Consider the following 22,959-nt stretch of genomic DNA (forward strand, 5'->3'; position numbering starts at 1 on the left):
AATCGGTTACTCACATAGTGGGGCTAAAAAACAGTAAAGTTCACGCGATGTGTAGTGCCAGTTCTGAGCCTGGTTCACCGGTATAACCGGCATTAGCGCATTGCAAATGATGGACTCATCCGCATCTGCCAGCGTTTCCAGACTTTCGCTGACCTCATGCAAGTGCCAGCAAGAATCAGTCAGGCAGGCAATAATGCGCTGACGCATTGTGCCATTCACGCCCGCACCGTCGATACGCGGCGTATAAACGTCATAGCCTTTACGCCAGAATAAATTAGCCGCACAGCATTCCACCAGGCTCCCCTGACTGTCAAGAACCAGCGCCTCCTGGGCTGCCGTCTGTTCAAGATGCGTACGAATAAGAACCTGTTCAAGCCGGTTAAGATGCTTCACCCCTGCCAGAGCAGGGTTAATGCCTATTTTCACAGGACTGAGCGCCAGCCTAATCCCCTGCTCTCGCCAGGCAGGATAAAAGTCAGGATAAGGCGAAAGAGAGAGTATTCGCGTTGGCTGCGTGCAGTTTGAGGCACTGTAACCGCGCCCGCCAGCTCCACGAGAAATAATCACCTTAAGCACGGCGTTGGTTTCAGAGGCAGCCAGCATAGTCATTTCATCGTTGAGGCTAGCCCAGTCAACCGGCCCGATCATCAGCGTTTCGCAGGCTTTCTGCAGGCGACGGAGATGATCTTCCTGAAAGCGCACCCCGCCATCAATAACGCGGGAAGTGGTAAAGCAGCCATCGCCAAACTGAATCGCCCGGTCATTCGCCGGCAGCGCTTCCTTCCACTGACCATTAATAAGATACATAGGGATTCCTCAGGATACGGAGACACAAGGTTGCCAGAGGGATTTACGGGCGACAAGAGGGGAATTCTGAACAGCAAAAGGGCCCACAAGGGGCCCTTTATGAAACGATTAGATCTTCTTGAAGATCAACGAACCGTTGGTACCGCCGAAACCGAAGGAGTTACACAGGGTGAACTCCATACCGCTAACCTGGCGAGCTTCGTGTGGCACGAAGTCCAGATCGCAGCCAACATCCGGGTTATCGAGGTTGATGGTTGGCGGCACTGCCTGATCGCGCAGCGCAAGGATGGAGTAGATAGACTCTACCGCCCCCGCCGCACCTAACAGGTGGCCCGTCATCGATTTGGTTGAGCTCACCATTACACGGCTTGCATCGGCACCAAAGATAGACTTAACCGCCTGCGTTTCAGCTTTATCACCTGCCGGTGTAGAGGTACCGTGGGCGTTGACGTAGCCAATCTGACCCGCGGAGATCCCTGCATCACGCAGTGCGTTTTCCATCGCCAGCGCAGCACCTGCACCGTTTTCTGGAGGAGAAGTCATGTGGAACGCATCGCTGCTCATACCAAAGCCAACAACTTCTGCATAAATTTTCGCACCGCGTTTTTTAGCGTGTTCGTACTCTTCCAGTACGATGACGCCTGCGCCGTCGCCCAGTACGAAGCCGTCACGATCTTTATCCCACGGACGGCTTGCCGCCTGCGGGTTGTCGTTACGGGTAGACAGTGCGCGCGCCGCGCCAAAGCCACCTACGCCCAGTGGGCTACTGGCTTTTTCGGCACCACCTGCCAGCATTGCATCTGCATCACCATAGGCAATGATACGTGCCGCATGGCCGATGTTGTGTACGCCAGAGGTACAAGCCGTGGCAATGGAAATACTCGGACCACGCAGACCCAACATAATAGTCAGGTGACCTGCCACCATGTTAACGATGGTCGAAGGCACGAAGAACGGGCTGATCTTACGAGGGCCACCGTTGACTAACGCAGAGTGGTTCTCTTCAATAAGCGTCAGGCCACCGATACCAGAACCGATTGCTGCACCGATGCGGGTCGCGTTTTCTTCCGTTACTTCGAGGCCAGAATCCTGCATGGCCTGAATGCCAGCAACAATTCCATATTGAATGAATTCATCCATCTTGCGCTGATCTTTGCGCGAGATGATGTCTTCACAGTTAAAATCCTTTACTAAGCCAGCAAATTTCGTTGCGTAGGCGCTAGTATCGAAATGGTCGATCAGGCTGATGCCACTCTGACCGGCAAGGAGAGCTTTCCAGGTAGACTCTACGGTATTGCCGACAGGAGACAACATGCCCAGTCCGGTCACAACTACACGACGCTTAGACACGTTTGTCCTCCAGGGAGGGATAAAAAACTAGTGGGACAATTCAGATAAAACTCAGGCGGTCGAATGACCGCCTGGAGATGTTCACTTACGCCTGGTGACCGTTGATGTAATCAATGGCAGCCTGAACGGTGGTGATTTTCTCAGCTTCTTCGTCCGGAATCTCAGTATCAAACTCTTCTTCCAGAGCCATTACCAGCTCAACGGTGTCAAGAGAATCAGCGCCCAGGTCCTCAACGAAGGAAGCGGTGTTCACTACTTCTTCTTGCTTAACGCCCAGTTGTTCGCCAATGATTTTCTTAACGCGTTCTTCGATAGTGCTCATACTCTTAAATTTCCTATCAAAACTCGCTTTCGCGATGGTTTTCGTAGTGTATAAAATGTTGAAAAAGATGCAACCAAATCCCGGCTGGTCAAACCACGATTTTACGCTATTTTGCGGGCATTCGCCCAAATAACGCAAATATTTTTCACCGTGATTAAACCATATACATTCCGCCGTTGACGTGCAGGGTCTCACCAGAGATGTACCCTGCTTCGTCAGAGGCTAAAAATGCTACTGCACTGGCGATTTCATTTGCGTCGCCTAAGCGACCCGCAGGAACCTGCGCCAGAATACCCGCACGCTGTTCATCAGAGAGCGCACGCGTCATGTCCGTTTCAATAAAGCCCGGAGCAACAACGTTCACAGTAATACCGCGAGACGCGACTTCGCGCGCCAGCGATTTACTGAAGCCAATCAAACCAGCCTTCGCCGCAGCGTAGTTAGCCTGACCAGCATTTCCCATGGTACCAACCACAGAACCGATAGTGATAATACGCCCATGACGCTTTTTCATCATAGCTCGCATTACCGCTTTTGACAGACGGAAAACAGATGACAGGTTGGTTTCGACAATGTCGTTCCACTCGTCTTCTTTCATGCGCATCAGCAGGTTATCGCGAGTGATACCGGCGTTGTTCACCAGAATATCGATCTCACCAAACTCTTTGCGGATGCTGTCCAGCACGGCTTCAATGGAAGCCGGGTCGGTCACGTTCAGCATGAAGCCTTTGCCGTTTTCGCCCAGATAATCGCTGATGGCCTGCGCGCCGCTTTCGCTGGTCGCAGTCCCGATAACTTTTGCCCCGCGAGCCACTAAGGTCTCGGCGATAGCGCGGCCGATACCGCGGCTAGCGCCGGTAACCAGCGCAATTTTTCCTTCAAAACTCATGGTTTTCCTCGTTTTATTGTTCAAGCGCCGCTGACAGCGTTGCTGGCTCATTAATGGCCGTTGCCGTCATGGTGTCAACAATACGTTTGGTCAGCCCGGTCAATACTTTACCTGGGCCGACTTCCAGCAGTTGGGAAACGCCCTGCGCCGCCATAAATTCCACGGATTTAGTCCATTGAACCGGGCTATAGAGCTGACGTACCAGCGCGCTGCGGATAGCTTCCGCCGCAGTTTCACACTTCACGTCAACGTTATTCACGACCGGAATTGCCGGTGCGTTAAAGGTGATGTTTTCCAGCGCTACCGCCAGCTTATCCGCCGCAGGCTTCATCAGTGCGCAGTGGGACGGCACGCTAACCGGCAATGGCAGAGCACGCTTTGCGCCCGCTGCTTTACAGGCAGCGCCTGCACGCTCAACGGCTTCTTTGTTACCGGCAATTACGACCTGACCCGGAGAGTTAAAGTTCACCGGAGAGACAACCTGCCCCTGCGCTGACTCTTCACAGGCTTTTGCAATGGCAGCATCGTCCAGACCGATGATGGCGGACATTGCGCCAGTTCCTTCCGGAACAGCATCCTGCATCAGTTTGCCGCGCAGCTCAACCAGGCGAACAGCATCGGCGAAATCAATCACGCCGGCACATACCAGCGCGGAATATTCGCCCAGGCTGTGCCCTGCCAGCAGTGCAGGCGCTTTACCGCCCTGCTGCTGCCAAACGCGCCACAGCGCGACAGAAGCCGTCAATAATGCAGGCTGAGTCTGCCAGGTTTTGTTCAGCTCTTCCGCAGGCCCCTGCTGGGTCAGCGCCCACAGGTCATAGCCCAGCGCGTCAGAGGCTTCGCGGAACGTGGCTTCAATCACCGGATAGCTTGCGGCGAGATCGGCCAGCATGCCAACGGACTGGGAACCCTGTCCCGGAAACACCATAGCAAATTGCGTCATGTCGAAAATTCCTTTAATCAAAAACGAACCAGTGCAGAGCCCCAGGTGAAGCCACCACCGAACGCTTCCAGCAGCACCAACTGACCGCGTTTAATGCGACCATCGCGCACCGCTTCATCCAGTGCAGCGGGGACGGATGCAGCAGAGGTGTTGCCATGCCTGTCCAGGGTTACAACGACGTTATCCATCGGCATCCCAAGCTTTTTCGCCGTCGCGCTGATGATGCGCAGGTTAGCCTGATGCGGTACCAGCCAGTCGAGCGCGGTGCGGTCGAGGTTATTCGCAGCCAGGGTTTCGTCGACGATATGAGCCAGCTCGGTCACCGCGACTTTAAACACTTCGTTCCCGGCCATCGTCAGGTGAACTGAATTTTCAGGATTCACGCGATCGACATTCGGCAGCGTCAGCAGGTCACCGTAGCTACCGTCTGCGTGCAGATGAGTAGAAATGATGCCCGGCTCTTCAGACGCACCCAGCACAACGGCACCTGCGCCGTCGCCAAAAATAATGATAGTACTGCGATCTTCAGGATCGCAGGTACGTGCCAGTACATCAGCCCCGATAACCAGCGCATTTTTTACTGCGCCAGACTTCACGTACTGATCGGCAATGCTTAACGCATAGGTAAAGCCTGCACATGCCGCCGCCACATCAAAGGCCGGGCAGCCTTTAATCCCCAGCATCGCCTGAATCTGACAGGCCGCACTTGGGAAAGCGTGCGTGGAAGAGGTTGTCGCCACAACAATCAGGCCGATGTCATTTTTATCAATGCCGGCCATGTCCAGCGCATGAAGCGCGGCTTCATAACCCATGGTTGAAACGGTTTCATTCGGGCCCGCAATGCGGCGCTCGCGGATGCCTGTACGGGTGACAATCCACTCGTCAGTCGTATCAACCATTTTTTCCAGGTCAGCGTTAGTACGCACTTGTTCAGGCAGGAAGCTGCCGGTACCAATAATCTTCGTATGCATTTACGCTCAGTCACTCTTGGGTAATACAGATTCCAGGCGGGCAGCAATTCTGGTTGGAACTTGCCGCCGCACCGCCTGCACTGCCTGTTCAATCGCGACAGCAAACGCTCGCTGATTGGCCGCACCGTGACTCTTAATCACCGTGCCGCGCAATCCTAACAGACAGGCGCCATTATACTGGTCGGGGTTGAGGTGACTGAATCGCCGTGTCAGGCGCTTTTGTAGCCACTTCTTCAAAATAATCAGCCACCACGACCTTTTTTTTCCTTCCCCCTGCGATTTGAGCAGTGAAAGGAACATCCTGACAACACCTTCCATCGTCTTGAGTGTGACGTTGCCGACAAAACCGTCACAGACCAGAACGTCCGTCTTGCCGGTAAGCAATTCGTTGGCCTCAAGGTATCCAATATAGTTCAGTGAAGGCATTGTTTTTAATAATGCAGAGGCATCGCGGATACTGTCCAGCCCCTTAGTCTCTTCTTCGCCGATATTCAGCAGCGCAACGCGCGGGCGAGAAATACCCAACACTTCTTCAGCCATCACGGAACCCATGATGGCAAACTGCACCAGCATCGTACTGTCGCAGTCAACGTTGGCGCCGAGATCAAGCACCACCGTTTTACCTTTTTGCTGATGAGGTAAGACGGTCATCAACGCCGGGCGCTCTATCCCGTCTATCGGCTTGAGCAGTAATTTCGCAAGCCCCATCAGCGCACCGGTATTTCCTGCGCTAATACAGGCTTCTGCCCGCCCTTCTTTAACCAGCTCCAGCGCAATGCGCATTGACGATCCTCTGCTGGCGCGGATCGCCTGAGAAGGTCGGGCATCACTGGCAATAACCGATTCCGCAGGAATAATCTGCAGACGTGAGCGTTGCTCGAAATCAGCTTTGGCAAGTAATGGCGTGATTGCGTCGGGATTGCCGACTAAAAGAAGATTAAGCGAAGAGTTAGAGTCCAGTGCCTGCAAAGCTGCAGGCACTGTCACGGAAGGACCGAAGTCCCCACCCATGGCATCTAACGCTAGGGTTAGACGTCTCAAGGTTGCGCCAGATTACTTAGCGATAACCTTACGGCCGCGGTAGAAACCGTCGGCAGTGATGTGGTGACGCAGATGAGTTTCGCCAGAAACTTTGTCCACGGACAGGGTGGTGGTGGTCAGCGCGTCATGGGAACGACGCATGCCACGTTTGGAACGGGTTGGTTTATTCTGTTGTACGGCCATGGACCTTACTCCTCAATTACTTACGCTTTAAACTGGCTAATACGGCAAATGGGTTTGGTTTTTCCGCCTCTGGAGGCAGTTCGCCAAATACCATGTCCGCCTCGGACACTTCACAGTGTTCAGAATCATGCACCGGAACCACAGGCAGGGAGAGGATAACTTCATCTTCTACCAGCGCCCGCAGATCGATTTCACCGAATTCGTTAACCTCAATCGGCTCATACGCTTCCGGGAGTGCTTCAGCCTGTTCGTCAGAGCGGACCGGACTGAAACAATACGTTGTGTGAACATGATGCTCAAACGGTTTCCCGCAACGCTGGCATTCGAGCGTTACCGTAACTTTTGCATCACCGGTCAAGACCGCGAGGCGCTGGTTATCGATAGCGAATCTCATGGAGCATTCTACATCAGTGTCCACACTGACTACAGACTCGGCGATACGCTCAACCTGATCGGAAGCATACACTCCTTCATAATCAAGGCGTTTTTGAGCCGTACGAACCGGATCAAGAGTCAGGGGTAATTTTACCTTTTGCATAGGGCGCGCATATTAACTTTGTAACGTCATAGAGTCAAAGAAAAAGGCCTGGAAACAGCGCCTTTTGCCATTTCTACCCTAAATAGTTTAAGTTGCAGGCAGGCACCCAGCTCACGAATCCCCAGGAGCTTACTAAAGTAAGTGACTGGGGTGAGTGAGTGCAGGTAACGCCCCTGCGGCTTAAAATATGACGGGTTTATTCGCACACATTGCGGTGGCACAGTTTAAAATGCCTTCATCCAATTCGCTATCTTTAATGAAAAAAATATGAAACCGATTGTTCTGGCCTCCACCTCCCCGTTCCGCCGCAGCCTGCTTGAAAAGCTCGGACTGTCTTTCATCACCGCGGCACCAGAGGTCGATGAGACGCCGCTCGCCGGGGAAGATGCCCGACACTTAGTGACTCGTCTCGCCCAGGCCAAAGCGCAGGCCTTAAAAGCGCGTTTTCCCCACCATCTTATTATTGGCTCCGATCAGGTTTGCATCCTGAACAACCAGATAGCGGGGAAACCACACACGGAGGAGAATGCCGTACAGCAGCTGTTGCTGGCCCGGGGCACTATCGTGACCTTTTATACCGGCCTGGCTCTGTATAATTCTGCCAACGGGCAGCTACAAACGCTGTGTGAACCTTTTGATGTTCATTTTCGTCATTTGACGGAGGATGAAATTCGCCGCTACGTGCAAAAGGAGCAGCCGCTCAACTGTGCCGGGAGTTTTAAAAGCGAAGGATTGGGCATCACGCTGTTTGAAAGGCTGGAGGGAAAAGATCCGAATACGCTAATCGGACTGCCGCTCATCAGCCTGTGTGAAATGCTGCGCAACGAAGACTGTAACCCGCTGCTGGCGTAATAAAAATGCTCCGTCAAAGCGGAGCATTTTTCTTTATTTCGCGTTGCGTAAAACCTGCAGGCAACGCTTTAACTGATTGTCCAGTGGCGCTTCAATGCGAATCACTTCCCCGGTATTCGGGTGGGTAAACTTCAGCGCTGCAGCATGCAGGAACAGGCGATTGAGCCCGGTGCCCGCAAGCTGCTTATCGAACTCGCGGTCCCCGTAGCGATCGTCAAAAGCAATGGGGTGCCCTGCGTGCAGAGTATGCACACGAATTTGGTGCGTGCGCCCGGTGACTGGGCTGCAGCGAACCAGAGTCGCGAACTCGTAGCGCTCTTCCACCTTGAAACGAGTCTCAGAAGGCTTGCCTTCACTATTCACTCTCACGATGCGCTCCCCGCTTTGCAGAATATTTTTCAGCAGCGGCGCCTGCACGACTTTTACGTGCGACTGCCATTGCCCGCGCACCAGCGCAAGGTAATCCTTCTGCATGCCTTTATCGCGCAGCTGCTCATGAAGAGAACGCAGCGCAGAGCGTTTTTTAGCAACCAGTAGAACGCCGGACGTATCGCGGTCAAGGCGGTGCACCAGCTCAAGGAAGCGTGCTTCCGGACGCAGGGCGCGCAGTCCTTCAATCACCCCAAAGCTCAGGCCACTGCCGCCGTGTACCGCCGTACCGGAAGGTTTGTTTAGCACCAGAATGTGGTCGTCTTCATAAAGAATGACATCGGTCAGCGCAGCGACTTTTTGCAAATGCGGAGAAACGGCTTCTTCCTCACGCTCGGCAACGCGTACCGGCGGAATGCGCACTTCATCGCCTGCTTCCAGTTTGTACTCTGGCTTGATGCGTTTTTTATTCACCCGCACTTCGCCTTTACGCACGATGCGATAAATCATGCTTTTTGGCACGCCTTTCAGGCGAGCGAGCAAAAAGTTGTCGATACGCTGCCCGGCTTCATCGGCCGAAATTGCAACGATTTTTACTGATGGAGTCTCTGTTTTCATGGTCGGCGATTCTAAATAGCCCTGGCGCATAGCGCCACTCATTTTTATGTGCTTAACTGACAATCTGTTCTGTTTTAAACCGTCCAGACCGCCTTTTCTTATCCCCTTTGTGGCGAGGTTAAGATAACGGTTAAAAAACTGTAAGAAACAGGACGCTAATAGCAAAAGTCATCTTGCTATAACAAGGTTAGCAGTGGAATAATGTTGCGGTTTTCCGTGTTGAATCTTGTTAGAACAAGAAAGTTTGCGGAATACCCATTTTGCCTGAACGTCCATCCACGCAGCAATGGCGTAAGACGTATTGTACTTTCAGGCAGTTAGCGGGCTGCGGGTTGCAGCCTGACCGGTAATATGGAATCAACTCTTAAGAAATATTCTAAGGTTATTCCCACGATAATTGCGCTGTATTTCCGCATGAAATACAGGCAACCGACACTTTGCGCCTCTCAGCAAACGACAACCGTGAGGTTGGCGACACGCGTTTAGTCACGAGGCCATCGGTTCACTCCCGGTTAGCGTCACCATGCCCGCAGCTCTGTCGCCAATGTAAGAATAATGAGTAAGTTACGATGAAAAGAATGTTAATTAACGCAACTCAGCAAGAAGAGTTGCGTGTCGCCCTTGTAGATGGGCAACGTCTGTACGATCTGGACATTGAAAGCCCAGGACACGAACAGAAAAAAGCAAACATCTACAAAGGCAAAATCACCCGTATTGAACCCAGTCTGGAAGCGGCGTTTGTTGATTATGGCGCAGAAAGACACGGTTTCCTTCCTCTGAAAGAGATCGCCCGCGAATACTTCCCTTCGAACTACGCTTCCCACGGTCGCCCGAACATTAAAGACGTTCTGCGCGAAGGCCAGGAAGTGATCGTCCAGATTGATAAAGAAGAACGCGGTAACAAAGGCGCAGCCTTAACCACCTTTATCAGCCTTGCAGGCAGCTATCTGGTTCTGATGCCAAATAACCCTCGCGCCGGTGGCATTTCTCGCCGTATCGAAGGTGATGACCGTACCGAATTAAAAGAAGCGCTTTCTTCCCTTGAACTGCCGGATGGTATGGGTCTTATCGTACGTACCGCTGGCGTGGGCAAGTCTGCCGAAGCGCTGCAGTGGGATCTGAGCTTCCGCCTTAAGCACTGGGAAGCCATTCAGAAAGCCGCTGAAAACCGCCCTGCTCCGTTCCTGATTCACCAGGAGAGCAACGTTATCGTCCGCGCCTTCCGCGACTACCTGCGCCAGGACATCGGCGAAATCCTGATCGACAACCCGAAAGTGCTCGAGCTGGCTCGCCAGCACATCGCTGCCCTGGGTCGCCCGGATTTCAGCAGCAAAATTAAGCTCTACACCGGTGAAATCCCGTTGTTCAGCCACTACCAGATTGAGTCGCAGATTGAGTCCGCCTTCCAGCGTGAAGTCCGTCTGCCGTCGGGCGGTTCTATCGTCATTGATACCACCGAAGCCCTGACCGCCATCGACATCAACTCCGCGCGTGCAACCCGCGGCGGCGATATCGAAGAAACCGCCTTCAACACCAACCTTGAAGCGGCCGATGAAATTGCCCGTCAGCTGCGTCTGCGCGACCTTGGCGGCCTGATCGTTATCGACTTCATCGATATGACGCCGGTTCGCCACCAGCGCGCAGTTGAAAACCGCCTGCGTGAAGCCGTGCGTCAGGACAGAGCCCGTATCCAGATTAGCCACATTTCACGTTTCGGCCTGCTGGAAATGTCGCGCCAGCGTCTGAGCCCGTCTCTTGGCGAATCCAGCCATCACGTTTGCCCTCGCTGTAGCGGTACCGGCACCATTCGTGATAACGAATCCCTGTCGCTCTCCATTCTGCGTCTGATTGAAGAAGAAGCGCTGAAGGAGAACACCAAAGAAGTTCACGCCATCGTGCCTGTGCCGATTGCCTCTTACCTGCTGAACGAAAAACGTGATGCGGTAAGCGCCATTGAAAAACGCCAGGGCGGCGTACGCGCGATTATCGTGCCAAACGATCAGATGGAAACCCCGCACTACTCCGTACTGCGCGTGCGTAAAGGCGAAGAAACGCAAACGCTGAGCTACATGCTGCCTAAGCTGCATGAAGAAGAGATGGCGATGCCATCCGATGAAGAGTACACCGAGCGTAAGCGCCCTGAGCAACCGGCTCTGGCCACCTTTGTGATGCCTGAAGTGCCGCCTGCGCCACAGGAAACCACAGCGGACAAACCTGCTGTTGCCGCAGCGAAACCGGCCGTTCAGCCAAAAGCAGATACCGCTGCACAGCCGGGTCTGGTTAGCCGCTTCTTCTCTGCACTGAAAAAACTCTTCGCCGGCGACAGCGCTGCAGCCGAAGTGAAAGAAGTGAAGGAAGAGAAAGCGACCGGCTCTGATACACAGCGTCAGGATCGTCGTAACAATAACCGCCGTCAGAACAACCGACGCGATCGTGGCGATCGTAGTGAACGCGGTGACCGTAACAATCGCGATCGCGATAACCGTGACAATCGCAATAACCGCGATGACCGCAACAATGAAGCCCGTGATGCTCGCGAACCGCGCGAAGGTCGTGACGAGAATCGTCGTAACCGTCGTAACGGCCAGCAGCAAAATGCGGAAGTTCGTGAATCACGCCAGAACGTTGTTGCTGCCGTTGACGATGCTGAAAAACAGCCGAAGTCCCGTGACGAGCAACAGCCGCGTCGCGAGCGTAACCGCCGTCGCTCTGATGAGAAACGTCAGGCACAGCAGGAAGTTAAAGCGCTGCAGCAGGACAACGTAATTGAGCAAGATGCCGAGCAGGAAGAACGTACTCAGGTTATGCAGCGCCGTAAACCGCGCCAGCTGAACCAGAAAGTTCGCTTCGAATCTGCCGACGCACCTGCAGCGGAAGAAACTCAGGTTGAGCAGGCCAGTACCGAACTGGCACCGATTGCACTGCCGGCGGTGGTAGAAGCCCCGGTAAATGCAGAGCAGCAGGATGAAAACGGCGAAAACCGTGAAACTGCCGGTATGCCGCGTCGTTCACGTCGCTCACCTCGTCACCTGCGCGTAAGCGGCCAGCGCCGTCGTCGCTATCGTGATGAGCGTTATCCGGCGGTATCTCCGATGCCACTGGCAGCTGCATGCGCCTCTCCAGAGCTGGCATCCGGGAAAGTGTTCATCACCTACCCTGTAGCTCGTCCACAGGATCAGCTTGTTCAGGAAGAGGTATTCCAGGCTCACGAAGACGTTCAGCACGTCAATGTGGCTGACGCTGCTGCGGTAGAAGCCGTGACCTCTGCTGAAGAGGTTCAGGTTATCGAGCCGGTGAACGCGGTGGAAACCGGTATTGAACCTGCCGTGGTGGAAACAGCCCATCCAGAAGTGACTGAAGCGCCGGTGGCTGAACAGCCGCAGCCGGTTGCCGCAGTGGATGAAGCGCCTGTCGCAGAGATCGTGGCACAGGTTTCTCCTGCAGAGGAAGAAACTGCTCAGGCGATCGCAGAAGTCAGCGAACCAGCGCCGGTAGCTGCAGAAGCTCCAGCGATTGAAGAGGCTCCAGCGGTTGAAGAGGCTCCAGCGGTTGAAGAAGCGCCGGTTGCAGTAGTTGAAGAAGTAAAACCTGTTGTGGAAGCAGCCCCTGTGGTAGAAACCGCGCCTGTGGTCCAGGAGGTTAACACCGAATCTTCTGCTGCCCCTAAGCACGCCACGGCGCCAATGACCCGTGCTCCGGCTCCGGAATACACGCCTGAAGCGCCTCGCCAAAGCGACTGGGTTCGCCCGGACTTTGGCTTCAGCGGGAAAGGTTCTGCCGGCGGGCACAGCGCCAGCCATCAGGCCACGGCGCCAGCGACTCGCCCACAAAGCGCAGAATAATCTCCAGCGCTAAGTCAAAAGCCGGTCACCTGACCGGCTTTTTTATTTTCCCAACCCGATCAATGAGCAAGAAAATTGCCAGTCAATAAGATGCATTTAAAATGCACTTTATGATAAACATTTCGGCTAATTGTATGATGTAATGCTTGCAGGAATTATTGAGGAGAAACGCACCATGCTCCCTGTACCGCCAAACTGCATTCACACCCGCTCTTCTCCCTTCTGGGATAAAGACTCGGCCCCCGCGGGCCTGTTTCAGCGACATCTCGATAAAGGCACGCGCCCCGGCGTGTACCCTCGCCTGAGCGTCATGCAAGGAAAGGTTCGCTACCTGGGCTATGCCGACTCCACCTCGCCCGAGCCAGAAGCAGAACTGATTGTTGAAGCAGGCCACTTCGGTGTATTCCCGCCAGAGAAATGGCATCACCTCGAGCTGCTCACCGATGACGCCGTCTTCAACATCGACTTTTTCGTCGCCCCGGAAGTGCTCCGCTCTATGTAATGACAGAAGGAATCTTATTATGCTGACTATTCCCAAAAACTATGTACATACCCGTGCTACGCCGTTCTGGACTAAAGAGACCGCCCCTGCCGCTTTATTTACTCACCATAACACCAAAGCCGGCGTTTTTGGCCGTCTCGCCGTCATGCAAGGCACGGTGAAATATTTTGGGTTTCCCGACGCCGACTCAACAACACCCGACGTGGAAATCGTTATTGAGGCCGGAGCCTTTGCAATTTCTCCGCCGCAGAAGTGGCACCGCATTGAGCTGCTGACCGACGACACTTATTTCAATATCGACTTCTTCGCCTCTCCTGAAGCAAAACTGGAAGGCAACGGCCTGGGTAAAGTGGTCAACAGCCAGAGGTAATCATGATGGGCAAAGCAACTTATACCGTCAGCGTCACTAACAACAGTAACGGCGTCTCGGTCGATTATGAGACAGAAACGCCAATGACGCTGCTGATCCCGGACGTCGCTGCCGAAGTGGTCAAAGAGCTGGTCAACACCGTCCGCGCTTATGACACGGAAGACGAACACGAAGTTTGCGGTTGGTGAAATACACAAAAAAAAGCCCGCTCCGGGGTGCGGAAGCGGGCATATAAAGCGCGTTCAGTTTCATAACGCGCCCAAAACGTTGAAGACTATCGGCTATTCATCTGGAAAAGCGACATGCCTTGCAAATCGGTGAAGACTTTATAAGAGGCCTGGAGCGCAGCCTGCTGCTGAACATAGTTAGACACGGTGGCCGTATAATCTGCGCCCACGAGCTGGCTCATCTGGTCCGTTTGCGCCAGCGCTCGTTCGTTGCCCAGGTCGTCCAGTTTACTCAGCTCATTGAGCTGGGTACCCAACTCAGCGCGTACGGTTGACACATTGCTCAGGGCATTGCCCAGACCACGGTTTGTTTTCGCGACCGCATCATCAAGGGCTTTCTTGCCTGCGTCGTCCAGCCCGGCCGTTGGCGTTTTCAAGGCTGCGATAGCAGAGTCCAGCATATTAAAGATGTTGGTCTCGCTCGGCGAACCATCGGGTTCCGGTGTGGCGTTACTGGAGATGCGATTGAAAACATCATTGCCGGTATGACCAATCGTCATGGTCCGGGCGGTGTCAACCTGCTGGGTAATCGGAAGCGTTCCGCCCTGATAGGTGATGCTACCTGCCCCGCCGGTAAAAGGCGCGGCTTCCGTTTTGTAACCAGCAAAGATATAACGACCGTTCCCGTCGGTACTGTTAGCCAGGTTCAGTATTTGGTTGCGAATACCTTCGAGATCGGTTGCCAGTGAAGCACGGTCGTCATCACTCAGCGTTCCGCTGCTACCAGCATAAACTACTTTCTCCTGGGCACTTTGTATTGAAGAGACCGTCTGCTGCAAAACGCTCTCTTCCAGCGAAACCTTCTGGGTCGCAAAGGTACGCGCCAGTTTGTACTGGTCGTTCATCGACTGCGCCTGGGAAAGCACCACCGCCTGAGACGCTGCAACAGGATCGTCTGATGGCCGGTTAACGCGGTTACCGGTGCTCATCTGCTCGCCATAACTCAGCCATAAACTCTGCGCGTCGCTAATGCCGCGCATGTTCTGGTCATACAACATTTGGGTACTGATACGCATGACGCTGGCTCCCGTTAGCGAATGTTCAGCAACGCATCAAACAGCGTTGATGCAGTCTGAAGGACCTGGGCGTTAGCCATATAGTACTGCTGGTAACGCTGCAGGTTGCCATACTCTTCATCGAGGCTAACCCCGGAGATTGATTGCTGCTGCTTGGTTAGCTGCGTCACAACATTTCCCTGGGTGGTACTGGTCACTTTCAGGCTTGCCGTTTTGTTACCCACGTCGCTGACCAGGGTGGCATACGCATCGTTGAACGACTTGTTGCCTTCGACCTGTTTGGAGTTCTGCAGATCCAACATGGCCTGAGCGTTACGGTTATCGCTCTTGCCGGCGGTAGGATCGCTTGCCAGCGCCAGTTTCGCCTCATCTTTCACGGCCAGGCTCATATTCACCACCGCGTCGGATACCGGTTTAACGGTGAAGCTTTCGCTGTTGGCAGGCGTGCCGCTCACGCCAACTTTCAGCCCGTCAAAGTTCAGACTGACGTTGCCGCTTGCGTCCGTTGTGGTGCCGGGGTTAATGTTGGCGTTGTCCGACAGACGGGTCACTTTCCAGTTTCCGCCCACAAACTCAACCTTATAATCACTGGCCTGAATCTGCTTGCTGTCGGTGGTGGTCGCGGTCAGCTGCGTGCCGCTGGTATTGCGGCTGTTGCTCAGGACCGTTGGGCCACCGACGGTAAACAGGTTGGTGCCTTTGTCGCCGTTGGCATCATAGCCCTGGGTGTGCTGGCTGTTCATGGCCGTCGCAAAGGCCTGAGCCATTTGGCCCAAACGGTTACGAGCGCTGTCCAAATCCTGAGTACGGAAGGTAAACAGCCCCCCCAGAGAACCTGTATTCAGCTGGCTTTCTGGAATTTCCACTTTACCGGCAATCGGATCGACAAAAGCGACTGTCGTACGGGAAGGATCGGCGCTGGAGTTAACCGCCGCCAGTTGGTTAGCCGTGTCGCCCTGCACCAGGCTAATACCATTGCCGATAGATACGTTGTACGTACCCCCATCCTGCACGCTGACGTCTACGCCAACAATTTGGTTTAGCTGGCTAACCAGCTGATCGCGCTGATCCAGCAGGTCATTTGGCGCTGAACCCGCGCCCACACCTTTCAGGCGAGAGATCTGGTCGTTCAGATTCGCAATTTGCTTAGCGTAAGTGTTGATTTGGTCCACGCTGCTGCTGATCGACAGGTTAACCTGCTTGTCCTGATCGCGCAGGTACTGGTCGGTGACCTTAAACTGGTTTACCAGACCATCCGCTTTGCCCAGCAGCGCCTGACGAGCCGCAGGATCCTGAGCATTACTGGTCAGCGTCTGCAGGCCGGAGAAGAAATCCTGCATGGTTTTTGACAGCGAGTTGGTCGTCCCGGACAGAATGTTGTCGATTTTTGACATCTGCTGATACTGGGTTGTCAGCCCGCTGCTCTGCGTCTGGGCCGCACGCAGCTGGTTAGTGATAAAGGAGTCGTACTCACGCTGCACGCCGTTAACATACACGCCATTGCCAATATAGCCGCCCCCGGTCAGGGTGCTTTTTGACTGGGACAGAATCGTCGTCTGGCGGGTATAACCGCTTACGTTATAGTTAGAAATGTTATTGCCGACGGTGCTTAATGCCGCCTGGGCAGCACTCAGGCCACTCATGGCGCTGTTAATCAGGCTATTGGACATGAAGGTTCCTTGATAGCGTGTGGTCAAAGGTTCTGCTACCTATTATCGGCAGCAGGCCACGGGACTTGAGTCTCTTCAGAACAAATTCGACAAATCAGTGCTGTAGGCTTTGGAAACCTTGTCGCTCATGGCTTTCAGCTGCTGGATCATGCCGGTCAACTTACGTGCGTAGTTCGGATCCGTTGCGTAACCGGCATTCTGCAGCGCCTGAGCGCCCTGCTCTGCTGAAGACGCATTCGTCACGGCAGCATAGCGCGGGTTTTTCGTCAGCAAGCCAACGTAGTCAGAAAGCGCTTCCAGGTAAGAGCTATAAACGCGGAACTTCGCTTTCACTTTCTTCGCCTCACCGTTTTCAAATTCGGTGGTGGTGATTTCCGTGGTTGCCCCTTTCCAGCCCGGCGTTGCCTTAACCCCGAACAGGTTAAAGCTCGGCTCGCCTTTTTCGGTGCGGATCTGACGCTGGCCCCAGCCGGACTCCAGCGCGGCCTGTGCCAGAATCAGGTGGTGCGGAATGCCGCTGGCCTCACTGGCCAGACGCGCCGGCAGCGAGAGCTGCGCCAGGAAGTCTTTGCTGTCTCCGCTCATCGGCTCTTCGTTAGAAGGCGCGCGAGGCACGGCCTGACGCACCATTTGCGTTAGCGTCTGGTTCTGGTAGCTGGTGACCGTTTGCGGGTCGAGTTTCATCGGTACCTGACCTGCCGTTTCCGATGGCTCGACCTGCTCGTTACTCATTTGCTTAACCATCGCATCCGCCAGCCCCAGCCCTTTCGCACTCAGCTGTTGAGCTATCTGCTGGTCATACATGCTGGTGTACATCCGCGTGGACTCGCTGCTGAACAGACCGTCTTTCGGCAGCGCCTCACGCATGCTTTTCAGCATCATCTGCACGAACATCCCTTCCACCTGATGGGCAACCTCCTTCAGGTTGCCCTTAGGATCTTGTCCGGCCTTCGCCTTTAAATCATTGAGCGAGTTGGCGTCAAACGCGGCATTGGCAAGTGAACGGGCATCAGTCAGCATTAGATGATTTCCAGTTTCGCACGCAGGCAGCCTGCGCTTTGCATGGATTGCAGAATCGACATCAGGTCGATTGGCGTAGCGCCCAGCGCATTCAGCGCGCGGACGACATTATTCAGGTTGGCGCTGGAATTAACGCGCTGTACCGACCCGCCGCTCTGGCGCAAATCAATCTGGGTTTGCGGCGTCACCACGGTCTGACCACCGCCAAATGGCGTATTCGGCTGGCTGACCTGATTCTGACGGTTAACGGTCACCGACAGATTCCCCTGCGCAACGGCGCAGTTATCCAGCGTCACTTCGCGGTTCATCACCACGGAACCCGTGCGGGAGTTAATCACCACGCGTGCATCCTGCACTGGCATACTCACTTCAAGATTCTGGATATCCGCCAGCAGACGAACCTGAGAGCTACCGCCGCTTGGCACGCGGATCTGGATCGTACGGCCATCCAGCGCGGTGGCGCTACCAAAGCCACGGGAGCGGTTAATGGTGTCGGTGATCCGCTGGGCCAGGCTGAAATCATCATCATTAAGCTGCAGATTGAGGGTATTGCTGTTGCCGAAGGTCCCGGCCAGCTCGCGTTCAATGACCGCCCCGCCGGTGATACGCCCGCCGTTAAGCTGGTTTACCTGGACGCTGCTGCCCCCCGCTGCCGCACCCGCGCCGCCCACCAGCACGTTACCCTGCGCAAGGGCATAAACCTGGTTATCCACGCCTTTGAGCGGCGTCATCAGCAACGTACCGCCGCGCAGGCTCTTCGCGTTACCCATAGAGGACACCACAACATCAATGTTTTGCCCTGCTCGCGCGAACGCCGGGTATTTTGCCGTCACCATCACCGCCGCAACGTTTTTAAGCTGCATATTGGTGCCGGTCGGTACGGTAATACCCAGCTGGGAAAGCATGTTGTTCAGGCTTTGGGTGGTAAACGGCGTTTGCGTCGTCTGGTCGCCGGTGCCGTCCAGCCCAACCACCAGGCCGTAGCCAATCAGGGAGTTTTCACGCACGCCCTGCACGGTGGTCAGATCGCGAATGCGGTCAGCTGATGCATAAGCCGCTGTCAGCAGCACAACCAACCCAAATAAATATTTCACCATGGTACCCTCGCTTACATCGGCGATACGTTAAGGAAGAAGCGCTGCAGCCAGCCCATATTCTGCGCTTCATTAATGTAGCCGTTACCGACATACTCAATTCGGGCATCCGCCACCTGGGTCGACGCAACGGTGTTGCTGCCGCTGATGGTGCGCGGGTTCACTACGCCAGAGAAGCGGATAAATTCCGTCCCCTGGTTGATGGCAATCTGTTTCTCACCTACGACGTGCAGGTTTCCATTGGCCAACACCTGATCGACGGTTACCGTTAAGGTGCCGCTGAAGGTGTTGCTGGCATTGGCGCCGCCTTTACCGTTAAAGCCATTGCTGCCGGAAGCGTTCAGGTCAGCTTTCCCATTCCCCAATAATCCCGAAGCAAAGGTCGGAACGGTGTCAAAGCCGAGGGCTGTTTTTCCGTCACGGCTGGCATTCGCCGAGGAGCTTTTACTGGCGCTGACGTTTTCCTGAAGCTGGATGGTCAGGGTATCGCCGATATTACGCGGACGACGATCTTCAAACAGCGGCTGATAGCCGTAGTTCATCGGCTGCGCGGTCTGGAATATTGATCCGTTGATCGTTGGCGAAGGACCAGGCACCGGCTGGGCGGTCGTGGCCCCTTCAACCAGCGGTTTACTAGGCACAAAGGCGCAGCCGCTTACGGCAAACACCAGACTCAGGACAACAGGACGGAGCACCATTGGGTTTTGCATTGCTTTCATCTTCAGGTCACGGCAGCCGACGCGCTTTCACGCGTCGGCACACGCCTTACATTTGCGTCAGTTTTTGCAGCATCTGGTCGGTCGTGCTGACCGCTTTGCTGTTGATTTCGTAGGCGCGCTGAACCTGGATCATGTTTACCAGCTCTTCAGCAACGTTTACGTTTGAGGTCTCAACATAGCCCTGATAGAGCAGACCTGCACCGTTCAATCCCGGCGTGGAATCGTTTGGCGCACCGGATGCCTGCGTTTCGGTGTAGAGGTTCTCACCAATGCTTTCCAGACCGGTATCGTTCATAAAGGTCGTCAGGTTCAGCTGCCCTACCTGTACCGGCGCGGTCTGCCCCTGTAAGGTTGCGCTCACCACACCGTCACGGCCGATAGTCAGGCTCAGCGCGTTTGCCGGCACGGTAATCGCAGGCTGCACCTGGAAACCGCCCGCCGTCACCAGCTGGCCATTCTGGTCAACCTGGAAAGAACCGTCGCGGGTATACGCGGCGGTACCGTCCGGCAGCAGAACCTGGAAGAAGCCTTCGCCTTTGATGGCCACATCTTTGCTGTTGTCCGTTTTAGACAGGTTGCCCTGGCTGTGCAGACGTTCAGTGGCCACCGGACGAACACCGGTCCCGATCTGTAAACCAGACGGCAGCGTCGTCTGCTCAGAAGACTGAGCCCCCGGCTGGCGAATGGTTTGATAAAGCAAATCTTCAAACACGGCGCGTTGACGCTTGAAACCATTGGTGGAGACGTTTGCCAGGTTGTTGGCAATCACATCCATATTGGTTTGCTGTGCATCAAGGCCCGTTTTGGCGATCCATAAAGAATTGATCATGTTTGAATCCTGTAATAAGTAAGCCGGGCGTTAGGTCATTTGCAGCAGCGTGTTAGCGCGCTGTTCGTTTTCATCAACGTTGGCGATAACTTTCATCTGCATTTCAAACCGGCGGGCGTTGGCGATCATATCCGCCATTGCCTCTGCAGGTTTGACGTTGCTGCCTTCCAGTACGCCGGACATCACCTTAATGGTAGGGTCGGCCTGCGCGATGGCACCGCGTGTCGCCTGGGCGGCGGGGTTTAAACGAAAAAGCCCGTCATCACCGCGTACCACCTCCTGCTGCGTGGCTTTCACCAGCTTCAGTCTGCCGATGGGCGCCACGGTATTCGGCGGATCTCCCGGGGTCAGCGCGGAGATCGTCCCATCCGCAGCAATGGTAAGCTGCGACCCTTCCGGCACCGCAATAGGGCCACCTTCACCGATAACGGGCCGGCCACCGATGGTCAACTGACCGGCAGGACTAACCTGAATGTTACCGTTGCGGGTATAGCCTTCTCCGCCGTCCTGCGTCTGCACCGCCAGCCAGCCATCCTGCTGCAAAGCAACGTCCATCGGACGCGAGGTGTAGTCCAGCTGACCCGGCGTCATATCGGCGCCTGGCGTTGAAGCAATCACCAGAGTTCGGGTTGGCAGAGAAAGCCCTTCAACCGGGACAGCACGCAAAGCATTAAGCTGCGCGCGGAAGCCCGGTGTGGAAGCGTTCGCCATGTTGCTGGCCGTGACTGACTGTTGATTCAGCGTCTGGCTGGCAGCGCCCATGGCGGTGTAGATTGCATGATCCATTAAGCCGTCCCTTCAGGCGCTTAGCGCAGGTTAACCAGGGTGTTGAGGATCTGATCCTGGGTTTTGATGGTCTGCGCGTTCGACTGATAGTTACGCTGCGCGACGATCATGTTGACCAGCTCTTTACTCAGATCCACGTTCGAAGACTCCAGCGCACCGCTGGTCAGGGTACCGAAGTTACCGGTGCCCGCGAGACCCAGCAGCGCGACGCCGGAAGAGTTGCTCGCGGTCCAGACGTTATCGCCCTGCGACTGTAAACCTTCAGGGTTAGCAAAGTTGGACAGCACGATTTGCCCCAGCAGCTGGTTCTGCTCGTTGGAGTAGTTCCCGACCACGGTGCCATCATCGTTAATCTGGTAAGAGACCAGGTCACCCGGCTTATAGCCGTTCTGGTTGGTGGCCACGATGTTGTTCGCGCCGGTGTTCTGCTGCATGGAGTTCAGGAAGCTCAGCGAGAAGGTGGCAGGCGTCGCGCCGTTGGTCGGGCCGGTCGTCACCTGGATGCTGCTTTGCAGCGTGTTCGGGTTTGGAATCGGATCGGCGACACCGGCGGTGATCCCCTGCAGGTTACCGTTGTTATCGAAACGCATAAACCCGGCGGACGTTGCCGTAGAACCCGCTACGGAAGAGTCTTTGGTGTAAACCTGCCAGGCGTTATCCGCGCTCTTAACGTAGTAAATGTCCATGCCATGGGCGTTACCCTGGCTGTCATAAACGGTGACCGTGCCCTTCTTGTTGTAGCTGTTCGCATTGGTAGGATCGAACGGCGTTACGGTCGGGGTCTTATCGGTAGAGTTCAGGTTAATCTGCTGGGACGCGGTGGTGGTGGTCTTCGCCGGCATCAGCGTGTTCGGAATAGACAACCCAACCGGGTTGGCGCCCTGCTGGATGGTTGGCGGCGTGCCGGTTGCCGGGTAACCGGTCAGCTGCAGGCCCTGCATGTTCACCAGGTTACGGTTTTCATCCAGCTTGAACTGGCCGTTGCGGCTGTAGAACACCGAGCCGGAACTGTCTACCAGGCGGAAGAAGCCGTTCTGGCTGATAGCGACGTCCAGGCCACGACCGGTCCCGGTGGTCGTCCCGTCGCCAAAGTTCTGGGTCACGCCCGCGACTTTAACGCCCAGACCCACTTTAGAGCCTGCGAACATATCGGCAAAAGAGACCGAACCTGATTTAAAACCGTAGGTGGCGGAGTTGGCAATGTTGTTACCAATCACATCCAGGTTGGTGGCCGCAGCATTTAAGCCGCTGACCGCTTGAGAAAACGCCATGTCTTACTCCTGCTTAGGTTATAGGCTTAAATAATTTGCCTGATTGCGTCGAGGGTCGTAGAACCGTAGGTCCCGAGATCCAGTTTGAGGCCATCTTTGCCGTTGATAACACCGCTCACCATAGCGAAGCCCAGCGGCTGAGCCACCAGCTGTGTCCCGCCATTCGTGGCATTGATCGCCACGGTATAAGAGCCGTCCGGCACGTTGGTGCCGTCGTTGGCGCTGCCGTCCCAGGTAAAGGTATGCACCCCGGCACTCAGTCCACCAATCTCGATAGTGCGCACCACTTTGCCGTCTTTATCGGAGATGGTGGCCGTGACTTTGTCCGCGGCCTGCTGCAGCTCAACGCCAAACGGCGTGGTGCTGATGGTGTTGGTTTTCGAATCGGTACCCGCGAGGATTTTGTTGCCCGGGATCATGACGCCATGACCAATCAGGGCGCTGGCCTGCAGAGACTGGTTCTGGTTGATCTGGCCGGAAACGGAGCCCAGCGTGGTGTTGAGTTTTTCGATGCCGCTAACGGTACTGATCTGCGCCAGCTGCGTGGTCAGTTCGTTGTTCTGCATCGGGTTGGTCGGATCCTGGTTTTTTAACTGCGCCACCAGCAGGGTCAGAAAGCTGCCCTGCAGGTCTGCGGCGCTGTTGCCGGTCAGGCTGTTTTTCGATGCACCAGCCGTAGGATCAACATTGTTAGTCGGATCGTTCACTTTGACTGCAATGGACATATAGG

General features: G+C 55.0%; 24 protein-coding genes. 5 read left to right on the forward strand and 19 right to left on the reverse strand.

Annotated elements, in window-relative coordinates; genetic code table 11:
- Positions 1 to 6: 6 nt before the first annotated feature.
- The 9 genes from pabC to yceD form a co-directional block, all read right to left on the reverse strand.
- Positions 7 to 807: an aminodeoxychorismate lyase gene (gene pabC, locus F3J29_RS09140; protein ID WP_166865507.1), complete on the reverse strand. Its 801-nt coding sequence runs from the start codon at positions 805 to 807 to the stop codon at positions 7 to 9.
- Between the two features lie 108 nt (positions 808 to 915).
- Entirely contained in the window at positions 916 to 2,157 is a 1,242-nt protein-coding gene (gene fabF / locus F3J29_RS09145) for a beta-ketoacyl-ACP synthase II (RefSeq protein WP_166865509.1), read from the reverse strand.
- Positions 2,158 to 2,242: 85 nt separating this feature from the next.
- Positions 2,243 to 2,479, reverse strand: coding sequence for an acyl carrier protein (gene acpP, locus F3J29_RS09150; RefSeq protein ID WP_004157115.1), 237 nt, complete (start codon positions 2,477 to 2,479; stop codon positions 2,243 to 2,245).
- A 154-nt stretch (positions 2,480 to 2,633) separates the two neighbouring features.
- Positions 2,634 to 3,368: a 3-oxoacyl-ACP reductase FabG gene (gene fabG, locus F3J29_RS09155; protein ID WP_166865512.1), complete on the reverse strand. Its 735-nt coding sequence runs from the start codon at positions 3,366 to 3,368 to the stop codon at positions 2,634 to 2,636.
- 13 nt (positions 3,369 to 3,381) lie between these two features.
- Positions 3,382 to 4,311, reverse strand: coding sequence for an ACP S-malonyltransferase (gene fabD, locus F3J29_RS09160; protein ID WP_166865515.1), 930 nt, complete (start codon positions 4,309 to 4,311; stop codon positions 3,382 to 3,384).
- Between the two features lie 17 nt (positions 4,312 to 4,328).
- Positions 4,329 to 5,282, reverse strand: a complete 954-nt coding sequence (locus F3J29_RS09165) for a beta-ketoacyl-ACP synthase III (protein ID WP_039291889.1) — start codon at positions 5,280 to 5,282, stop codon at positions 4,329 to 4,331.
- Between the two features lie 6 nt (positions 5,283 to 5,288).
- Positions 5,289 to 6,323, reverse strand: coding sequence for a phosphate acyltransferase PlsX (plsX, locus tag F3J29_RS09170; RefSeq protein ID WP_166865518.1), 1,035 nt, complete (start codon positions 6,321 to 6,323; stop codon positions 5,289 to 5,291).
- Between the two features lie 12 nt (positions 6,324 to 6,335).
- On the reverse strand, positions 6,336 to 6,506 hold the full coding sequence (gene rpmF, locus F3J29_RS09175; protein WP_016535856.1) for a 50S ribosomal protein L32: 171 nt from the start codon (positions 6,504 to 6,506) through the stop codon (positions 6,336 to 6,338).
- A gap of 16 nt (positions 6,507 to 6,522) precedes the next feature.
- Entirely contained in the window at positions 6,523 to 7,044 is a 522-nt protein-coding gene (gene yceD, locus F3J29_RS09180) for a 23S rRNA accumulation protein YceD (RefSeq protein ID WP_039291882.1), read from the reverse strand.
- 267 nt (positions 7,045 to 7,311) lie between these two features.
- On the opposite strand from yceD, the gene F3J29_RS09185 reads away from it, so the two are divergent.
- Positions 7,312 to 7,896 (forward strand): Maf family protein, encoded by a 585-nt coding sequence (locus tag F3J29_RS09185; RefSeq protein ID WP_166865521.1) that lies wholly within the window; start codon positions 7,312 to 7,314, stop codon positions 7,894 to 7,896.
- A 33-nt stretch (positions 7,897 to 7,929) separates the two neighbouring features.
- On the opposite strand, the gene rluC is transcribed toward F3J29_RS09185, so the two are convergent.
- The gene (gene rluC / locus F3J29_RS09190; RefSeq protein ID WP_008453474.1) at positions 7,930 to 8,883 is read right to left on the reverse strand and encodes a 23S rRNA pseudouridine(955/2504/2580) synthase RluC; all 954 of its coding nucleotides are present in this window, start codon (positions 8,881 to 8,883) and stop codon (positions 7,930 to 7,932) included.
- A gap of 569 nt (positions 8,884 to 9,452) precedes the next feature.
- Here rluC and rne point away from each other — a divergent pair.
- The 4 genes from rne to F3J29_RS09210 all read left to right on the forward strand — a co-directional run bounded on the left by rne (position 9,453) and on the right by F3J29_RS09210 (position 13,785).
- The gene (gene rne, locus F3J29_RS09195) at positions 9,453 to 12,725 is read left to right on the forward strand and encodes a ribonuclease E (protein ID WP_166865525.1); all 3,273 of its coding nucleotides are present in this window, start codon (positions 9,453 to 9,455) and stop codon (positions 12,723 to 12,725) included.
- 175 nt (positions 12,726 to 12,900) lie between these two features.
- Positions 12,901 to 13,227, forward strand: coding sequence for a TehB family protein (locus F3J29_RS09200; RefSeq protein ID WP_166865528.1), 327 nt, complete (start codon positions 12,901 to 12,903; stop codon positions 13,225 to 13,227).
- A gap of 19 nt (positions 13,228 to 13,246) precedes the next feature.
- Positions 13,247 to 13,597: a TehB family protein gene (locus F3J29_RS09205; protein ID WP_166865532.1), complete on the forward strand. Its 351-nt coding sequence runs from the start codon at positions 13,247 to 13,249 to the stop codon at positions 13,595 to 13,597.
- A gap of 5 nt (positions 13,598 to 13,602) precedes the next feature.
- Positions 13,603 to 13,785 (forward strand): DUF1869 domain-containing protein, encoded by a 183-nt coding sequence (locus tag F3J29_RS09210; RefSeq protein ID WP_008453480.1) that lies wholly within the window; start codon positions 13,603 to 13,605, stop codon positions 13,783 to 13,785.
- A gap of 86 nt (positions 13,786 to 13,871) precedes the next feature.
- Here F3J29_RS09210 and flgL read toward each other — a convergent pair whose 3' ends face one another.
- From flgL to flgD, 9 genes are all read right to left on the reverse strand, one after another.
- Complete coding sequence (gene flgL / locus F3J29_RS09215) at positions 13,872 to 14,840, reverse strand: flagellar hook-associated protein FlgL (protein ID WP_166865535.1); 969 nt, start codon at positions 14,838 to 14,840, stop codon at positions 13,872 to 13,874.
- A gap of 14 nt (positions 14,841 to 14,854) precedes the next feature.
- Positions 14,855 to 16,510: a flagellar hook-associated protein FlgK gene (gene flgK, locus F3J29_RS09220; protein ID WP_166865537.1), complete on the reverse strand. Its 1,656-nt coding sequence runs from the start codon at positions 16,508 to 16,510 to the stop codon at positions 14,855 to 14,857.
- A 75-nt stretch (positions 16,511 to 16,585) separates the two neighbouring features.
- The gene (flgJ, locus tag F3J29_RS09225; RefSeq protein WP_008453487.1) at positions 16,586 to 17,530 is read right to left on the reverse strand and encodes a flagellar assembly peptidoglycan hydrolase FlgJ; all 945 of its coding nucleotides are present in this window, start codon (positions 17,528 to 17,530) and stop codon (positions 16,586 to 16,588) included.
- On the reverse strand, positions 17,530 to 18,627 hold the full coding sequence (locus F3J29_RS09230) for a flagellar basal body P-ring protein FlgI (RefSeq protein WP_039301854.1): 1,098 nt from the start codon (positions 18,625 to 18,627) through the stop codon (positions 17,530 to 17,532). Before F3J29_RS09230 ends, flgJ begins: the two co-directional genes overlap by 1 nt.
- An 11-nt stretch (positions 18,628 to 18,638) precedes the next feature.
- Positions 18,639 to 19,334 (reverse strand): flagellar basal body L-ring protein FlgH, encoded by a 696-nt coding sequence (locus F3J29_RS09235; protein ID WP_205246748.1) that lies wholly within the window; start codon positions 19,332 to 19,334, stop codon positions 18,639 to 18,641.
- A 55-nt stretch (positions 19,335 to 19,389) separates the two neighbouring features.
- Positions 19,390 to 20,172: a flagellar basal-body rod protein FlgG gene (gene flgG / locus F3J29_RS09240; RefSeq protein ID WP_039291854.1), complete on the reverse strand. Its 783-nt coding sequence runs from the start codon at positions 20,170 to 20,172 to the stop codon at positions 19,390 to 19,392.
- A 30-nt stretch (positions 20,173 to 20,202) separates the two neighbouring features.
- Entirely contained in the window at positions 20,203 to 20,958 is a 756-nt protein-coding gene (locus F3J29_RS09245; protein WP_166865543.1) for a flagellar basal body rod protein FlgF, read from the reverse strand.
- A gap of 20 nt (positions 20,959 to 20,978) precedes the next feature.
- A complete protein-coding gene (flgE, locus tag F3J29_RS09250) occupies positions 20,979 to 22,229 on the reverse strand; it encodes a flagellar hook protein FlgE (RefSeq protein ID WP_166865546.1) in 1,251 nt (416 codons plus the stop codon).
- Between the two features lie 26 nt (positions 22,230 to 22,255).
- Positions 22,256 to 22,954 carry a flagellar hook assembly protein FlgD gene (gene flgD / locus F3J29_RS09255; protein WP_008453498.1) on the reverse strand — a complete coding sequence of 233 codons (699 nt, stop codon included), beginning with the start codon at positions 22,952 to 22,954 and terminating at the stop codon, positions 22,256 to 22,258.
- Positions 22,955 to 22,959: the final 5 nt, after the last annotated feature.

The sequence above is a fragment of the Enterobacter sp. Cy-643 genome (assembly GCF_011752815.1).
Classification (GTDB): domain Bacteria; phylum Pseudomonadota; class Gammaproteobacteria; order Enterobacterales; family Enterobacteriaceae; genus Cedecea.

What these genes read in the sequence shown, in the direction of transcription:
- pabC (WP_166865507.1), bottom strand. Translation starts at nt 807, where the DNA reads ATGTATCTTATTAATGGTCAGTGGAAGGAAGCGCTGCCGGCGAATGAC.
- acpP (WP_004157115.1), bottom strand. Translation starts at nt 2,479, where the DNA reads ATGAGCACTATCGAAGAACGCGTTAAGAAAATCATTGGCGAACAACTG.
- fabG (WP_166865512.1), bottom strand. Translation starts at nt 3,368, where the DNA reads ATGAGTTTTGAAGGAAAAATTGCGCTGGTTACCGGCGCTAGCCGCGGT.
- fabD (WP_166865515.1), bottom strand. Translation starts at nt 4,311, where the DNA reads ATGACGCAATTTGCTATGGTGTTTCCGGGACAGGGTTCCCAGTCCGTT.
- F3J29_RS09165 (WP_039291889.1), bottom strand. Translation starts at nt 5,282, where the DNA reads ATGCATACGAAGATTATTGGTACCGGCAGCTTCCTGCCTGAACAAGTG.
- rpmF (WP_016535856.1), bottom strand. Translation starts at nt 6,506, where the DNA reads ATGGCCGTACAACAGAATAAACCAACCCGTTCCAAACGTGGCATGCGT.
- yceD (WP_039291882.1), bottom strand. Translation starts at nt 7,044, where the DNA reads ATGCAAAAGGTAAAATTACCCCTGACTCTTGATCCGGTTCGTACGGCT.
- F3J29_RS09185 (WP_166865521.1), top strand. Translation starts at nt 7,312, where the DNA reads ATGAAACCGATTGTTCTGGCCTCCACCTCCCCGTTCCGCCGCAGCCTG.
- rluC (WP_008453474.1), bottom strand. Translation starts at nt 8,883, where the DNA reads ATGAAAACAGAGACTCCATCAGTAAAAATCGTTGCAATTTCGGCCGAT.
- rne (WP_166865525.1), top strand. Translation starts at nt 9,453, where the DNA reads ATGAAAAGAATGTTAATTAACGCAACTCAGCAAGAAGAGTTGCGTGTC.
- F3J29_RS09200 (WP_166865528.1), top strand. Translation starts at nt 12,901, where the DNA reads ATGCTCCCTGTACCGCCAAACTGCATTCACACCCGCTCTTCTCCCTTC.
- F3J29_RS09205 (WP_166865532.1), top strand. Translation starts at nt 13,247, where the DNA reads ATGCTGACTATTCCCAAAAACTATGTACATACCCGTGCTACGCCGTTC.
- F3J29_RS09210 (WP_008453480.1), top strand. Translation starts at nt 13,603, where the DNA reads ATGGGCAAAGCAACTTATACCGTCAGCGTCACTAACAACAGTAACGGC.
- flgL (WP_166865535.1), bottom strand. Translation starts at nt 14,840, where the DNA reads ATGCGTATCAGTACCCAAATGTTGTATGACCAGAACATGCGCGGCATT.
- flgK (WP_166865537.1), bottom strand. Translation starts at nt 16,510, where the DNA reads ATGTCCAATAGCCTGATTAACAGCGCCATGAGTGGCCTGAGTGCTGCC.
- flgJ (WP_008453487.1), bottom strand. Translation starts at nt 17,530, where the DNA reads ATGCTGACTGATGCCCGTTCACTTGCCAATGCCGCGTTTGACGCCAAC.
- F3J29_RS09230 (WP_039301854.1), bottom strand. Translation starts at nt 18,627, where the DNA reads ATGGTGAAATATTTATTTGGGTTGGTTGTGCTGCTGACAGCGGCTTAT.
- F3J29_RS09235 (WP_205246748.1), bottom strand. Translation starts at nt 19,334, where the DNA reads ATGCAAAACCCAATGGTGCTCCGTCCTGTTGTCCTGAGTCTGGTGTTT.
- flgG (WP_039291854.1), bottom strand. Translation starts at nt 20,172, where the DNA reads ATGATCAATTCTTTATGGATCGCCAAAACGGGCCTTGATGCACAGCAA.
- F3J29_RS09245 (WP_166865543.1), bottom strand. Translation starts at nt 20,958, where the DNA reads ATGGATCATGCAATCTACACCGCCATGGGCGCTGCCAGCCAGACGCTG.
- flgE (WP_166865546.1), bottom strand. Translation starts at nt 22,229, where the DNA reads ATGGCGTTTTCTCAAGCGGTCAGCGGCTTAAATGCTGCGGCCACCAAC.
- flgD (WP_008453498.1), bottom strand. Translation starts at nt 22,954, where the DNA reads ATGTCCATTGCAGTCAAAGTGAACGATCCGACTAACAATGTTGATCCT.